The sequence below is a fragment of the Ruegeria sp. HKCCD7296 genome (genome assembly GCF_013110775.1).
GTDB lineage: Bacteria > Pseudomonadota > Alphaproteobacteria > Rhodobacterales > Rhodobacteraceae > Ruegeria.
In genome coordinates, this window is the sequence record NZ_WVRF01000021.1 from 42004 (window position 1) to 58463 (window position 16460).

The 16460-nt window shown below is 52.9% G+C and carries 9 protein-coding genes and 1 pseudogene; 3 read left to right on the forward strand and 7 right to left on the reverse strand.

Features of this window, described 5'->3' with window-relative positions; all coding sequences use genetic code 11:
* Position 1: 1 nt before the first annotated feature.
* Together GS632_RS20245 and GS632_RS20250 are read left to right on the forward strand one after the other, a co-directional pair.
* On the forward strand, positions 2-2191 hold the full coding sequence (locus GS632_RS20245; RefSeq protein ID WP_171722384.1) for an alpha-ketoacid dehydrogenase subunit alpha/beta: 2190 nt from the start codon (positions 2-4) through the stop codon (positions 2189-2191).
* Entirely contained in the window at positions 2188-3225 is a 1038-nt protein-coding gene (locus GS632_RS20250; RefSeq protein ID WP_171238646.1) for an ACP S-malonyltransferase, read from the forward strand. Before GS632_RS20245 ends, GS632_RS20250 begins: the two co-directional genes overlap by 4 nt.
* 47 nt (positions 3226-3272) lie before the next feature.
* Here GS632_RS20250 and GS632_RS20255 read toward each other — a convergent pair whose 3' ends face one another.
* Both GS632_RS20255 and GS632_RS20260 read right to left on the reverse strand, forming a co-directional pair.
* Entirely contained in the window at positions 3273-4016 is a 744-nt protein-coding gene (locus tag GS632_RS20255) for a nucleoside 2-deoxyribosyltransferase (RefSeq protein ID WP_171238645.1), read from the reverse strand.
* Positions 4017-4040: 24 nt separating this feature from the next.
* Positions 4041-7130, reverse strand: a complete 3090-nt coding sequence (locus tag GS632_RS20260; RefSeq protein WP_171722385.1) for an AAA family ATPase — start codon at positions 7128-7130, stop codon at positions 4041-4043.
* A gap of 181 nt (positions 7131-7311) precedes the next feature.
* On the opposite strand from GS632_RS20260, the gene GS632_RS20265 reads away from it, so the two are divergent.
* Positions 7312-8739, forward strand: coding sequence for a metallophosphoesterase (locus tag GS632_RS20265; protein WP_171238643.1), 1428 nt, complete (start codon positions 7312-7314; stop codon positions 8737-8739).
* A 713-nt stretch (positions 8740-9452) separates the two neighbouring features.
* Here the strand turns inward: GS632_RS20265 and GS632_RS20270 are convergent.
* The 5 genes and pseudogenes from GS632_RS20270 to GS632_RS22055 form a co-directional block, all read right to left on the reverse strand.
* Entirely contained in the window at positions 9453-10388 is a 936-nt protein-coding gene (locus GS632_RS20270) for a hypothetical protein (protein ID WP_171175790.1), read from the reverse strand.
* 108 nt (positions 10389-10496) lie between these two features.
* Positions 10497-13643 (reverse strand): adenylate/guanylate cyclase domain-containing protein, encoded by a 3147-nt coding sequence (locus GS632_RS20275; protein WP_171722386.1) that lies wholly within the window; start codon positions 13641-13643, stop codon positions 10497-10499.
* 273 nt (positions 13644-13916) lie between these two features.
* Positions 13917-14260 (reverse strand): annotated as a pseudogene (locus GS632_RS22230) (transposase); the annotation flags it as partial.
* Between the two features lie 299 nt (positions 14261-14559).
* A complete protein-coding gene (locus tag GS632_RS20285) occupies positions 14560-15384 on the reverse strand; it encodes an endonuclease/exonuclease/phosphatase family protein (RefSeq protein ID WP_171238640.1) in 825 nt (274 codons plus the stop codon).
* 884 nt (positions 15385-16268) lie between these two features.
* The coding region (locus GS632_RS22055) for a hypothetical protein (RefSeq protein WP_216601880.1) at positions 16269-16460 on the reverse strand (192 nt) is incomplete at its 5' end.

Consider the following 16460-nt stretch of genomic DNA (forward strand, 5'->3'; position numbering starts at 1 on the left):
CATGGATCGCGCAGCCATTGTGCACGAAAACTTCCTGCGTCGCGTGGCGGCGCGGGATTTCCCTTCAGGTGACGCCCCTGCTGGCCCTTTGACCCAGGCCGAAGCCGTGCGGCTGTATCGTGCACAATGCCTCAGCCGGGCGCTGGATCGGCAAAGCCGCGCGATGCAGAAAGCCGGTCAGGGGTTTTATACCATTGGGTCGTCCGGCCACGAAGGCATGGCAGCTGTCGCCGCCGCCCTGCGCCCGACCGATCCCGCCTTTCTGCATTATCGCGATGCCGCCTTTCAGATAGCCCGCTCTGATCAGGTGCCGGGGCAAAGCCCAACCTGGGATATTCTACTGTCTTTTGCTTCGTCTTCTGAAGACCCGATCAGCGGTGGGCGGCATAAAGTATTGGGGTCCAAGGCACTGTGCATTCCGCCGCAGACCTCAACCATTGCCAGCCACCTACCCAAAGCGGTGGGCGCGGCATATGCCATTGGCGCGGCTCGCCGCCACCGCCCGGAACATGCTGACATGCCGGATGATGCGATTGTCTATTGTTCCTTTGGCGATGCCTCGGCCAACCATTCAACCTCGCAAGGGGCGTTCAACACCGCGCAATGGACGTCTTACCAATCTGTGCCTCTGCCATTGCTGTTTTGTTGTGAAGACAATGGTATTGGTATTTCGACCAAAACACCGCAGGGTTGGATCGCAGCGACCTTCCAAAATCGGCCGGGGCTGAAATACTTCAGCTGCAACGGGCTTGATCTGTTCGACACATTCCGAGTCGCGCAAGAGGCGGCCGACTACGTGCGCCGCCGCCGCAAACCCGCCTTCCTGCATGTACGCACGGTGCGCCTTTACGGTCATGCCGGGGCGGACATGCCGACAACCTATCTGCCGAAGTCGGAAGTCGAGGCAGAAGAGGCCAACGATCCCCTGCTGCATTCTGCCCGACTGCTGGAACAATCCGGGGCTATGCAGCCCGAGGACGCCTTGGGCATCTATACCGATACCTGCGCACGTGTCGCCCGTGTCGCAGACAAAGCCGTAACCCGCCCGCGCTTGAAAACAGCAAGTGACGTGATGGCCAGCCTGATCCCACCTGCGCGCCCCTGTGCATCGACCAATGGCCCAAGCCCAGAGCACAGAGCCGAAATCTTCGGCAGCGATCTAAAGGCGCAATCCGAGCCTCAGATCATGTCGCGCCTGATCAATTGGACCCTAACCGACCTGATGCTCGAACACGATGAGATCGTGATGATGGGCGAAGACGTCGGACGCAAAGGCGGCGTCTATGGTGTGACGCAAAAATTGCAGGCGCGCTTTGGCCCTGATCGGATGATCGACACTTTGCTGGACGAACAATCGATCCTGGGTCTGGCCATCGGCATGGCACAAAATGGCTTTGTTCCGATGCCGGAAATCCAATTCCTAGCCTATCTGCACAATGCCGAAGACCAACTGCGTGGCGAGGCGGCCACCCTTTCCTTCTTCTCGAACGGGCAATACACCAACCCGATGGTCGTGCGCATCGCCGGGCTGGGATACCAGAAAGGCTTTGGCGGGCATTTCCATAACGATAACTCGGTCGCCGTTTTGCGCGACATTCCGGGCCTGATCCTGGCCTGCCCGTCAAATGGTGCAGATGCCGCGCGGATGCTGCGGGAATGTGTCCGACTGGCGCGCGAAGAACAACGGCTCGTTGTCTTCCTTGAGCCCATCGCGCTCTATCCGATGCGCGATCTGCATGAAGCGGGCGATGGTGGGTGGATGCAAACCTATCCCGCCCCTTCCGAGCGCATAGAGTTAGGGGAGGTCGGCGTAGAAGGTGACGGGGACGATCTGGCCATCGTGACTTTTGGCAATGGCGTCTATCTCAGCCACCAAGCGCAAAAGGCGTTGCAGGCGGATGGAATCAAAACCCGGATCATCGACCTGAGGTGGCTGTCGCCACTGCCGAAGGATGCGCTGACCCAAGCCGTAGCCGGGGCCAAACGTATCCTGATCGTTGACGAAACCCGACACCACGGCGGTGTGGCCGAGGGCCTGATGGCGCATTTTCATGAAACCGCAAATGTGCCATTGGCCCGCATCACGGCCGAAGACAGCTTCATCGCAACCGGCCCGGCCTATGCCGCCACAATGCCGTCAAAAGACAGCATCGAGGCTGCAGCGCGGCGCCTGATGGAGACCGAGGTATGAGCCAAGAAAAACAGACCGCCGTTGTCATATGCCCCGGTCGGGGCACGTATAACAAACCCGAACTGGGGGTGTTGGGGCGGCAATTCTCGGACAAGGCTTTGTTGGCGCGGTTCGACCAGATGCGCAGCGCACAGGGACAGGAAACTCTGACTGAGTTGGACGGTGCAGCGCGGTATTCAGTTGCGAAACATACGCGCGGCGATAACGCCTCGGCCCTGATCTATGCTGCGACGCTGGGCGATTTCCGTGCCATTGACCGCAACAAGATCGACGTGGTGGCGGTGACGGGTAACTCGATGGGTTGGTATTCGGCCCTGGCCTGCGCGGATGCGCTAACCGCCGAAGGTGGGTTCGAGGTTGTCAACACAATGGGCACGCTGATGCAGGACAACATGATTGGCGGGCAACTGGTTTATCCATTTCTGAACGCGGATTGGCACCCGGATCCAGCCCGCAAGGCCGAGCTGATGGCTCTGATCGACCGGATCGACGGCACGAGCGCAACGCTGACTCTGTCGATTGATCTGGGAGGAATGTTGGTTCTGGCCGGGGATGAAGCCGGGCTTGCTGCGTTCGAACAAGCCGTACCGGTGGTGCAGGAGCGCTTCCCTTTGCGCCTCGCCAACCATGCGGGCTTTCATTCACACCTTCAAGCCCCCGTCGCCGCACAGGGGCGCGCGCGACTGGGTGTAGATCTTTTCCACCAACCCGGTCTTCCGATGATCGACGGGCGCGGCCATATCTGGTGGCCCGGAGCTTGTGACACGCACGCGCTGTGGGACTACACATTGGGTCATCAGGTCACGGAAACCTACGACTTTACCCATGCGATTGCGCAGGCCGCTCGAGAGTTCGCGCCGGATCTGTTCATCGTCACCGGCCCCGGCACCACGTTGGGCGGGGCTGTGGCGCAATCCCTAATCCTCAGCAATTGGGACGGGCTGGGTGACAAGGCCGCCTTCCAAAGCGTACAACGCACCGCACCATTTCTGGTTTCAATGGGGATGGATGATCAAAGAGCACAAGTCACCTAGCCTTGCCCTCTTTTTTGGTTTCTGCCTTTGGCTGGCGGGAAATACCGCTACAGGTTGACGAGTTTGTGCTGACCGTCAGACCCCAGAAAGCTTGTTTGGCCGGACCCAAACGCCGCCTGAAAGGCTTTGTCCGTCTTGGCCCATTCCAGCAGCGCCTTGGCCTCTTTCAGCGCGTCAGGTCCTGTTGGCGCAGCAGAGATGGCCGCCAGGATTTGTCGCAGTTTTGAGTTTTTGTCCGCGACGCTTGCCCCGACCTCAAGCACAAGGCCAACAACCGGTGGCGGGGTATACACATAGTCCGCATCGGATTGCGCCGCGATACGGGCCTGCAGGGCCGGAACGATGTCGACTGTGTCATGGACATAGGTCCAACTGGTGGACAGCCCCTCGATCATGGGATTGTCGGTCCCGGCCAGCATTGTGATCGGTGTGGTTTTGTAGATCACGATCGGTTTGCCGGCCGCATAGGCAATAGAGGATTCAACCAGACTGCCCCCGTCAGGCACACGCCCATCCATGTTGAAAACCAAACATGTACACCGACCGATCAACTGATAGATATCCAGCGAATAAGTGACTTTGCGCACGATCGAGAGCGCGATTTGCCCTTCTTGCGATGAAATCTGGGGATCAAGAAGCAAAGCCATCAGCTTGCCAACTTCAAGCCCGTCCCTCTGCGGCAGATAGGTTGTGAACCCACCGGCCTCAAGCACGGCGGCAATGTTCTGCTGCTCCCAAAGATCCCCGACGCTGAACATCGGCCCCGAGCAATAAACGATCTGTTCTGACATTTGAAAAAGCTCCACAAATAAACTTCAGGTATTAACGGCAGTAAGAACGCGGGATGCCCTTTGCGCATCCGGAGTGTCTGTGCCGGGCTCGAGTGCCTTGAGAACAGTCGCCAACCGATTTCGGGTGGTCCGATCCTCGGTTCCGAGTACGTCATCCAGCGTCAGCAAAGCCCGCAACTCCAACGAGCGGGCATTGTTGCCGCGTGCCAGGTCCACAGCTTCGGACAGGCTTTCGACCGCTGCGGTGCGGTCACCCATCGTTGCCTGCACCACACCCAACAGACGTTTCAGTTCAGCGTCCCAGAAATGCTGACCCAACATCGCCGACATCTGGCTGCCTGTTTGCAACACGCCCAGCGCTATTTCGGGGTTGCCCTGATCCGTATGCGCGCTGGCCATAATGGCAAAGCCCAGACCCACAGCAGACTGACTGCCGCTGCCGGACAGGATGCCAAGCCCCGCTTCGATGTCTTGCAGGCGTTGTGCAGGCGGATCAACCTTTTGACCCGCGCGCAGTAGCAGGCATAACCCTTGCCAAAACGGTATCCCAAGATTGGCGCAGAACATAACTGTTTCGTCCGCGACCTCATAAGCCAACGCCTCATCCCCTCGGTAATGATGAATGAGCGCCAGATAAGAGCGTGCGGCGGCAAGGCTGAGGGCGGATTCAAGCCCTTCGGCAAGGGCAACCCCCTGACATGCCCGTCTGAGACCGGTTTGCGCCGCCCCTAACCACCAATGCGAGGCCGCAGCAGCCCCATAGGCCACAACACCCTGATCGGTACCGACACCGTAGGTCACATTTGCAAAATCTTCGGGTTGATACAGCGCGACCGCCGTTTCCGCATGGTCCAGCGCGTCTTGTACATCACCGATCTGAAACTTCGCATTTGCCAGTGAAGAATGGGCCCGAAGCAACCCAATGCGATGATTGGCAGGTTCTGACCACGACAATATCTGAAGCGCAAAGTCACAGGCTTTGCCGCAGTCGCCCTTCCCAATCCAATAGGCGGCCAACCCATTCAGTGCCGAGGACCGCTCATCATAGTCCTTTAGCGTTTCTGCTATGCTCAGCGCACGTTCCCATACCGGAACGATTTCATCTGATCCAAACCCGCGCACTCCCATCAAAGCGTTACCCAGCAATATCTGTAGCGACAGCTCAGAGACGTGGCGCTCGGGCGATTCCGGTGCGCCTTCCAACGCTTCTAGCGCGCGCCTGTACAGGGTTGCGGCGTCCTCGACCGCAGCCTGTTTTGCTGCGCTTCGACCTGCTTTTTTGAACCACTCCGCAGCTGGGTTGAACTGCTCGGACTCAAGCAAATGGTAGGCCACCACAGACGGAGCCATGCCTCCTTGCCGGCTGAACTGGGTCGTCAACTGATCTGCCGTTACTGCATGAAGCGCCTTGCGACGCTGACGCAGCAAAGTGCTGTAAGCCCCATCGCGGGTCAGGGCGTGGCGGAAGAAATAGCTGTCTGGTTGACCTTCATGCCGCCGGATAAGATCAGCCTCCAGTAGCTGGTCAAGCGCCGCATCCAATCCATCGGCGTCGAGTTCCGAGACCGCTGCCAGAAGCGTCCGATCAAACACCTGCCCCAGAACAGAAGCCACCTGAGCGGTACCTTTCGCGTTGCCCGACAGACGGTCAAGCTGTTGCATGACAAGACCGTCAAGTGATGTCGGTATGAGGGAATGACGCCCGGCCTCATCACGCAGCGCTTGTCGCGTCAGTTCTTCCAGAAACAACGGCACACCCTGCGCCCGATCAATCAGTTGCTGTATGTCTTCGGCGCTGAGACGCTGAGCGTCATCGATCACGCGAATGAGCTCATGCGCCTCAGTGTCTTCCAGCGTCGCCAGTTCGATAACGCGGCCTAGCAGTTTCTTTGCCACCCCGTCTTTGGCATGTCGCGAAGTGACGACGCACAGGACCTTCGCAGGCGTATCCCTCTCCAACATCAAGTTCAGCAAGTCGATCGTCGTCGCATCGCTCCAATGCAAATCTTCGCAAACCAAAACGACAGGGCGCTGATTAGACAGAAACTCGATCCAGCGCACCAAGGTTTCCAACGTCAGCTTGCGCAGACTTTCTGGGCTCTTGTTCGCCAGCTCTGAGGATTCCGGCACATAGATACCCAGAAGGTTGGCAATGACGGGAAACGCATTGTCCGGCCTATCGTCCCAAGCTGCCAAACCGTCTTGCAACCGGGACGCGGCGTCCTCAGTTTCCTGTGGATCTGCAATCCCCAGACTTTTCAACGCCAATTCGATGAACGGATGCAGGGCCGCGCCGGTCTGCAATACATCACACCTGGCCTCAAGCCAGGTATGCGGCGTTTCATTAAGACCGGCCTGAAACCTGTCGATCAACGAACTTTTTCCCAATCCGGGCTCAGCAACGATGCTCACACTGGACCTAGAGCCATTAAGAACCGCCCCAAATTCTGAGGTCAGCGCGGACAGCTCCTCGCTTCGACCCACCAGAGCATTCATTTGCCGCACCGCAGATCGCTTTGCCGCCGCGGATCGGCGCAATTGATGAAGAACTACTTTGTCTGCAATCCCCTTCAGCTGAACCGGTGGCTGGGGTCTTGAAGCGAACTTTCCTTTCAGCAATTGCAGTGCGGATTCACTGGTGAAGATCGTGCCCGGCGATGCTGCTGATTGAATACGCGCAGCAACATTCACGGTCTCACCCAATAGAATGTCACCCAGACCTTCGCTACTTTGACCGACGACCACTGGCCCGGCATGGATACCGACACGCGCTTGCAGCGGCGCCTTAAGCCGGGACTGACCGACTTGGCCCAACCCCTCCAGCATCTCAAAAGCCGCGCGCACGGCCCGTTCTGCGTCATTTTCCTGCGCTTGTGGGTACCCGAAATAAACAAGAAGCCCATCACCCAGATAATGCGCGATTTTTCCACCGAATTTTTCGAATGCCGCACTTCCGAACTTTTGAAACGCCAACATAAGATCGGCGAAATCTTCGGAATCCATCTTGGTGCTTAGCTCGGTAGAGCCCACAACATCGACAAAAGCAAGAACAAGCCGCCGCCTCTCACCGCTGAGTCCAGAGTCTTTATGAGTACCAGCGGAGGTCTTTGCCATAAGGTCACCTGCGCGCAAAAATGAAAAAACAGTCTAGTTAAAAGCAAGCTATTGTTCAAACAAACACGCAAAGGTGTCACTAGGTCAAGTTTTGTGATACCTCTCAGAAATAGTCAGCCCTCGTGTTCAAGACGAGCACGAGGCAACAAAACGTTATTAAAACATATATATTGGGTGGATTATGGGCGACATCAGATATGTCTGTCTTTCGGATATGCATTTCGGGGCGGATAACAGTATTTTAACCCGTCTGGACGCAACCAACGGGCAAGTAGACCCGATGCACCCAAGCGATGTTCTGATCCACCTGGCGAACTGCCTGAGGCACCTGATCAACGAAAACTCACGCGACCGACTGCCAACGCTTATTCTGAATGGCGACATTCTTGATCTGGCCTTCAGCACCGAAAATGTCGCTGCAATGGCGTTTCGGCACTTTCTTGAACTGACCATGCCGGAAGACCCGGCCGCCCGGCTTTTCGACCCCGAGATTGTGTTCATTCCCGGCAATCACGACCATCACCTGTGGGAAACCTGTCGAGAACGCCAATATGCAGAGTCTTTGAGTTCCGCCGATTGGAGCAATCCCCTGCCCCGCCCACCGCACATCACTCCGATGCGCGACCCGCAAGGGGTGCCAAGCTATTTCGTGAATGCAATCACACACAGCCTTCCCTGGCTTTCAGAAACCCGGATCAAAACCGTTTATCCAAACTTCGCCATCACGTCCGGGAACAGGCTGATCGTGGTCAGCCATGGGCACTTCATCGAAGACGCCTATCTGATGGTCAGTGAGTTCGCAGATCTTCTGTACCCAAAGACTACTCCGCCCGAGACGATGGAGGCATGGGAGGCGCAGAACTTTGCCTGGATCGATTTCGTCTGGTCGGTTCTGGGCCGATCTGGGCACATCGGGGTCGACGAAGAAAACGTCTATAATACTGAAAACAGCCCCAAAGCGATTGGATCACTGCTGGGTAGTGCTGCCCGAAATCTGGTTCTTAAAAAGGGCGGCGCGAGCGGGAAGACACTTGCCAACGGCGTCGGCGAGATGGTCAGCGCGCTGGTCACAGATTATTTTGAACGTGGGCAGACTGATACATTGCTCAGCGACGACGGAGCCGGCGTCAAACGGTTCATGCAGCTCCCTGTTCAAGAGCAAATAAAATCAGAGTTCGGCCCGAGCGTTCCTTCACAAATTTCTCTTGTATTTGGCCACACACACAAACCTTTTGAATCGATCATGCCGTTGGAACATTTTTTTGTGCCAAGTTTCGCCGCCTACAACAGCGGCGGCTGGGTTGTCGACAGCCCCGAAGTCAAACCGCTTATCGGAGGCGCAATCGTGTTGATTGACGAGGACGCCAATCTCGCCTCGTTGCGCATGTATAACGAGGGCCACGACACATCGGACTATCGCGTCTCGGTCCAAATCGCCGAGAACCAGGACGAAGCGGATAACCCGCTATTTGCGCAACTGTCCAAATCCGTTGACTCCCAGAAATGGCCCTGGTCGGATTTCTCCAAGGCCGCAGCCGTAGCCGTAAAACAGCACAACGCGCGCTTAGCCGATTTCCTTAAAGGCAAAGACAGTACAGGACAGGGTTAATGGGCCTATGATCAATTGAGCATCACGAAGCCGTGCAGCCCAAGGCCGAAATGACCATCTAGAAAGCACTTAAAAGTTCAGCCAAAAAAGGTGCCGGGGCGGAAGCGAACCACCGCCTCGAGGATTTTCGATCAAGTTTCATACTTGATTTTAAGAAGTTACAAAAAACTGCGTCACGTTGTGTAGAGCTTATGGAAACTGGGTTTCAAGAGAAAGCGGTGCGCCGATCACACTTCTGCGGTGCAGCTCCAGGGCATGAGGCGGCTGATATTGACCCGTTTCAAGTCGGACAGTGATTGGTTGAGCTAGGAGTGCGGATTCTCGATAAGTGGCAGATAATTTGGTAACGAGCCCCGGTTGGCTTCGCGTGGGCTGGGTTGGCGCTTGATCAGGCAGACGTTTGCTTTGTCCTCGACATGGATCGCGATCTACGCCGTCTCGATACCTTCCGGCGCCAGTCCACACTTATTGAGGCAAATCTTTTCAGACCTGCACCCGAACTGCTTGTAGTCTGCGACCCGCTTCTCTGGCTGAACGATGCGCGCCGCTGTCCGGATGATGATGATCCCATCATCCTACTGGTCAGTCCGAGACCGAGCCAGCAGAACAACAGAAATAGCCTCGCCCGCTCAAGAATTGATCCTGACGAAGCAAGCACTATTTGCGGCGGGAGCCTGCAAAGGGATGCTCGTCCGCCGCAGAATGTTGCCGACTTATTTTGTGTTCACGATTGGTGGATTTTTGCAGCGTCCTAAACAGTAATGAACGCCAGCAGCGGCTCCGGGTTGTAGTGTCGGTGGTGGGGTTGTGGGAAACAGCATGTCAACACACGCGTCAGGGTCCACCTTAAAGTACGCAGCGATGCGCGGTGGCATTCCCGCAGTAGCGCTGGTGTACATCTTCCATGCTGGGTTGCTATTTTTGCTTTTAGCATTCGCCTCCCAGTAGTTTACAACGCGAATGTTTCGCCCATTTGCATACAACTTATAATTCAAGTTTTGATTGTCCGGCGAAGCTTTGATTTTCAAACCCGTTGCATTAGCCGCGGCCGGAAAAATGTTGTTGGGATCGTTGTTGTTTCTTTTTTCGACGCGAGCGCTTGATGCTTCAACGTGGAAATACTGATAACGGAACTTATTGTTTTTGTTCTTAGCTTTGGGGATTTCGGTTACCATTAGAACGCAAAGTCGTAAGTTGCCATTCTCGTAATGGTAGCCCTGCAAAGCCGGGTCATGAGCGCATTTTTCTAGGATTTGGCCTTTAACAAAGACCTCCGTTTTCCCGTTTGCTTTCCTGCCCGCTTCTGCAACTCGAACCAAAGATTGACCTGTAATTCCCGACAAACTTCCAAACTTCTTGGTGTCATTCTTTAGTCTTTGAATACAAGCGTTCAATGAACCATTTCTTTCGCACTGATCCGGCGCAAGTACATGCAATACATTTACGAACTCTTGCTCATCCAGATCTGCTATTTTTTTTGGAGGATCGTTACGGTTACCGTTAGATCCTCCAGCTACAAATTTTAGATCTGGGATGCTTTGTACATTAAAGATTTCTCCTGTTTCCGAGTTAATTGGCCCTTGTGTACAGCCAGTCAGAACAAAACCCATGGATGTCGCCAATACTGTCCCCAACAAGTACTTTCGCATAATCGCCTCCAGACAAAACAGTAAGTTATATACATACCACAAAGTGCTTCAAAAACTCAGTGATTTTGCAAAAATGAATCTTGGTACTATCATAAGCCGTAATTTGGGTCAGCTATTCGATCCTGGCGAACCGAATTGAATTTCGACTTCTCTAACGATTTTGTCCGTCAGAAGATCGTGAAATCTTATCGGGGAATCCTCTAAGAGTTTCTTTGCTTTAGCGATCTGACTGGCAGCCTCTTCTACTTCGCCTTTGCAAAGGCATGCTGAGGCAAGCAATGTGTGAGAAAATGCTACGATCTGACCCGACCCGGTAGCTTTGTATCTCTCTAGACCCGACCGTATCCTTTCGATGCCGCCATCTGCGCTTCCGCATTTGGCTTCTGCCCAACCAAGAATGATGCTTGACCACGCTTCCCAATACTGGAACTCGATCTTTTCGCTCGTTCGATGTGCTTCGGAGGCAAATTCACGGGATCGCTCGGGGTCGTTTACAGTACAATAGATCGTTGCGATGATGCTAAGTGCATAACATCTGGTAAACTCGCTTGTTTGCGCGTTAGTGAGTGCAATCGCGGCCTCAAGCTCATCTTGAATTGCTTCGAGCTTCAATTCCTTCAGCGCGATGGCCCAACACCGCATCACGGTGTCAACGACGGCTGAGTTTGCCGGATAGTAACGGTGCAGATCCTCGGGGTCTGATTGTTTGTGAAATTTCAAGGCGAGATCAAAATGAGAAATCGCTCGGTCAAATTCACCCAACAGAACAAGCGCCATCCCCTTATAATGGTGACAAAGGGTATGCATAGCCGATGACGTTTCGGTTTCTATGACAAGCGCCATGCGTTCACAATGCTCGAACGCGACGTCTGGCCGTCCGGCAATGAGATTGTCCCCTGCGAGTTGATTGAGGTTAGTGAAAACGGCCTCTTTATCTCCGACCTTCTCTTTGAGTTGGATCAAACGGTCGAGGTTCACGCCAATATCAGGAGATCCCCAACCACGCATTTCGAGCGCCAAATATAGGTTCTGTCGCAGTTCGATTTCAATCTCATCCGACCCAGCCTCCCAGTCCAGACTATTATGCGCTTCAAGAGCAGCTGAAAGGTGCGCGACTGCTTCTTGGCTAGCGAATTTCTGCAAACTTACTTGAGCTGCCAGCTTCCACTGATCCCGAGCTGCCGCATGGTTTTCGGCTTCTTTAAAATGAAGGGCAAGGATCTCCGGGTTGCGATCGCAGTAATTGGGGAAATCCCGCGTCATTACGTTTGCAATACGATGGTGTAGTTGCTTGGCCTTCTGAGGTAGTATGGCATCGTAAGCAGTGTCGCGTATTAGCGCGTGTCGAAACGAGAAACTATCTTCTCCCCTGCCTGATTTCATGACCAGTATCTGCGCACGAACAAGCGTGTTAAGTTCGTGTTCTATTTCAGAAACATCTCGACCAGCCATTGCCGCCACTAGTTGCAACGAGAAACTTCGCCCCAATGCAGCGCAAACTGAAATTGTGTCAGGTGCCACCTTGAGGTGATCAAGCCGGGCACGAAACAAATCTTTCAAAGTCGTTGGAAATTCTGAATCGTCGTTTAGCGGAGCGTCTTTTACACCGTCCAAACCAACACGCTGAAACATGTTAACCAGTTCTTCGACGAACAGGGGAACACCTTCTGATCGCTTTGCGATGGTCGCTTCAACGGTACGACGTATATCGCTTGAATTTAGTAGCACCTCCACAAGATGGCGCGTCTCATTGTTACTCAATCGTGACAATGAAAGAGTAGTGACCTTGGAATTGCCATGCCAACGCGGAACATACTCAGGTCGATAAGTGCCGAGTACCATCACGCGTAATTCGTCCAATCGGTCGATCAAATTGCTCAGCAGTTCTTCTGATGATGGGTCCACCCAATGCAGATCCTCAAAAAGGATAAGGACAGGGCTTTGCTCGGCCATCTTCTCAACATATCGCAGCAAAGCGTTCGTTATTCTAGATTTGGTTCCTTCGGGCGACGAAAAATCAATTTTTCCAACGCCTTCGATCGACAGAAGCTCTGAAAGCGGTGCAAGAAACTCCTTCGTGTATTGCTCGCCTGAAGCCACAAATGATTGTAGTTTCCTCAGTTTCGTTTCCTGAGTGTCCCCATCTTCAAGGCCGATAACATAATCAAGGTGTGACTTGACCGGATAAAACGGGCTGTTTTGATGGTAAGGCGAACATTGAAACACTAGGCGTCGCCCATTCGCTAAAGCCAAGTGTTTAAGAGTTTCTTCCGCAAGTCGCGATTTTCCTATTCCGGCTTCTCCGGAAAGAAAGACCGCCTGTCCTTCGCGCTGGCAGGACATCACCCAACGACCGCGTATTAGGTCTAGTTCCGACTTGCGCCCAATCAGAGGTGTCAGATCGCCACGTTTGCGCTTGTCAAAGCGGAGTTCGGTGTTTTTGGCTCCTTCAACCAGCCAAACTTTAACGGGATCAACGAACCCCTTCAATTGGTGATTACCAATCGCCTTGCATTTGAAATTGCTTCCCAACAGTTGCTGCGTGCGTTCAGAAATCGCAATTTGTCCAGGTGTCGCGACTGTCTGAAGTCGAGCAGCCAAGTTGGGAATATCTCCTAATGCGATGTTGTCCATGGATTGACTGGTATGATCCAGGTCTGCGACAACTACATCACCCGTAGCGATACCGATACGTGCAGATAACTTCTGCGGTACCTTCATATCCCAAAGTCGAATTTTCTCCATTATCTGCAAGGCACTTAACGCGGCTCGCTCAGCATCATCTTCCTTTGCGTTTGGAAAACCAAAATATGAAACTATCCCGTCACCAACAAGTTGGGCAAAAAACCCAAAGTTGTCATGAATGGCCTCGGTGCTACACTGCTGGAACTCCTTTAAAATATCTCGGTAAGCCTCAACACCAAGCTCCTGCACTAGACCGGTCGAATTCACTAGGTCGACAAACATTATTGTCATCTGACGCAGTTCACCAATCAGCCTTTCAGAGGTGGTCGATCCCTCGTGGATGCTTTTGACAGCTGGTTCTTGGGCATGAATTGACGCAACGGTCGAGTTTTCCCCCAACAATTGTGCGGCTCGTATTAGGCGTTTTCTGTCGCCTAAGGGGATATTGAGACGGGCTAGGTCTTCGTCAGTCAATAAGGCAACAACATCGAGGTCAACAGAGTTTTCCTCAAAAGTTGCGAGGTATCTTTCCATTTTTACGGAGGCCAACCAGGCTTTTAGATCACTCACAGCCTATCCCCCAACCAACAGCACATCGAAAAGAAGGTATTGAATGTGTAGATATTAACGCGTCGCAAAATTCTGCATCAAGCCGACGGACTTGTCAAAACGATCAATATTAACTCTTTGAGGATTGACCTTCCATTTGATCGTCAAACGGCCGAATGGAAACGAACTGAGCTACGAGGTATTTGTTCACTTCGGCAATAGCATTTAGAGACCAGATGTTGTTTTACACGACCCCTTGAGCAACCCGGTCTGACTGCTCCAATTTGATTATTCTTATATGATTGGCCTCAGCTCCACCCAGATGAAGGTTTCGGGCGCTGGCGGGCGATAGCCCAGTGCACTTCGCGGTCTCATCGTATTGTAGTGTTTCCTCCGCTGTTCGATCAGAATTTGAGCCTCGCGCAAGCTGTAGACTTCTCACCGTTGAGAAGTTCGTCCCTCATTCTACCGTTGAAGTTTTCGCAATATCCGCTTTTCCAGTGTTAACTTGGCGCGATTTAGGCGATTTTCGCGGTATCAGAGGCGATAGGGTTCCGAACGGCTTGTACAAAGAATTCAGACCCTTTATCCGACCGGGTAAAGGCAGGGGTACCACGCAAGATGAATAGATCGGTAAGCCGACGTTGAGCGAGACGTTTAGGTGTTGCGGCCACAACCCGATTTGCCGACATTCACCTCCAGAGAAAAATCTGGCGCGCGTGAATTCTCTAATCAAGACACACAGCCGCTATCTGAGCAAAATGGTCGAATGACTATTTCAAGCTCAGTGCATCAAGATCAAACGGCTCCGTTAGGTCGTTTTATTGGGGCGCTCAAGGCACAAAAAGCTAAGCTTAGACGAACAGAATAGACCCAGACCAGACTGTAGTAATGGATTAGCCCGATCTGGTAGCGTGGCAAGCTGTGCCAATTTGAGTTAAACCTTCTGAACTTCCAGATATAGCATTGCGTGATCCGAGAATTTCTTCACCCAAGCCTTCCTCTGCGCCTTGTTAGATTTGTCATTCCAGCCGCTTACCTTTACATCTGCGCCGCCGAATGATTTGAATTTTAGATGATCCATCGCCACGACATGGTCCAGATCACTTGGACCATAACGCTCGCTCCAATAGGTTGCGCCTTCGCTTTTTGTCAGCAATTGCATGTTCCTGCGCTTGGCAGCGGCGGCAAGCTCCTTTATCTCCCTCTCTCCGCTGATGTCCTTGTCTGAACCAAAATACTCCATGCCCATTGTATTCAGATCCCCCAAAAAAATGTAGTTCGGGGTCTTTCCACCCGCCGCCTTCTTCAGGACGTTTCGGAAATCAAATGCCTTGTCGATCATGTAATTCCGAATGCCAAACCCACGCGGATCGGGCATTGACTTCACATGGAGGAAGAGAATTGGATAGGCCTCGCCATCTATCGTCGGTGTAACCAGCAATCCGGGGCGTAGGCTTGTTTGTCCGGCCTGAAACTCGTTCTTCTGTGTAACGAACGCAGGAAGAGTTTTCCGGATTCCGACCAAAATCTCCTGCATCTGCTCACCTTCGGTTATGAAGAAGAAATGGTTGGGCATCGAGTTCATCAAGTATTGGGCCACGATGCTGCTGCGCACCTCGATGATCGCCACAATGTCTGGATTGACTGCCGCAATCTCATCAATGATTGGTTGAATTGGTTTCTTTGGTGTTTTCTTCTTTTTGTCGGTTGCCCCGAAATGCTCGACGTTCCAGGTCAAAACAGAAAAAGCCTTTGCCATGAAAGTGCTCCTTATACCAATGGTGAAACTATAATACCAATAGTGAAACCATAGCCTGGACGAGGTAGCAAAGATAGAGAGACCCCAACACAGAGCACGCACTGCATTGCATTGGCAATTTAATTCATTCGGCTATTCTCGCCTCCAAGAGCCAACGGCCCGTAAGGGCCGTTGCACAGTTGGTATTGACGCTAAGGCGCGACCCATCAAAAGCCGCAGTTCGCTGAAATCGCTCGATACTGGCTGTGAAGAAGGGCCGCCGTGCGGACAAAGCCGCCTAGTGCGAATTGACAACCTTTCGTAGTTTGCCTGAATAAAGTCTGAGTGTCCGTCATCAAGTATTTTGGGACAGATTGTGTTCTGATCTAAGAGAGAGTGTTTCGCATTTATTGATGTTATGCTGTCGAAGGCGTTTGTATTGGCGAACAGAATAGACGCCGCGAAACAGTGTGAACGCTCTACTGGAACTTCGAATTGCGCAAGGAGGCCAAAAGATACGGTGCGGCTCCAATTTTTAGATGCATCCCAAAGCAGTTCGGGTTGCATCGCTCCGTTGTCGCAAAACTATCTACACATAAATGGTGGTCATTAGGGTGGATGAATGAAGTAAATAGTGGTTTTTTTTGAATTAAAGTTAATGAGTTAAAGCATTGAGATGGTGCCGGGGGCGGAATACATAAGTTAAAGTAAGTGTATATTTTTAAATTACAAAATATTAGCAAATACTACTCGATACCCCGAATGGTACCCCCAGTGAAGAAACTGCCTCGCCTGCATTTGCAGTGTACTTACCGCGACCATACACCATGTAGCGACCAATTTTGACCTTGAGCACAACGACGCCCTAAAAAAAACCAGTCTTTTGTATGATACGAGCTTAGCGATCAATCTGGCAGCGAGCCTGCTTCATAGATTTGAACATTGAAGGCAACAATCTGATCATTCGCTGATGCATGCATTTGCGACCACTTTGCGAACCAAGCCCTTAACACAAAACCCGTCAAAAAAGCTGTTAGAAAGTGACACCAGGTCCGTTTGTAGATTATCCTTTGGAAAGCTACTTTTTCAGGCTTAAG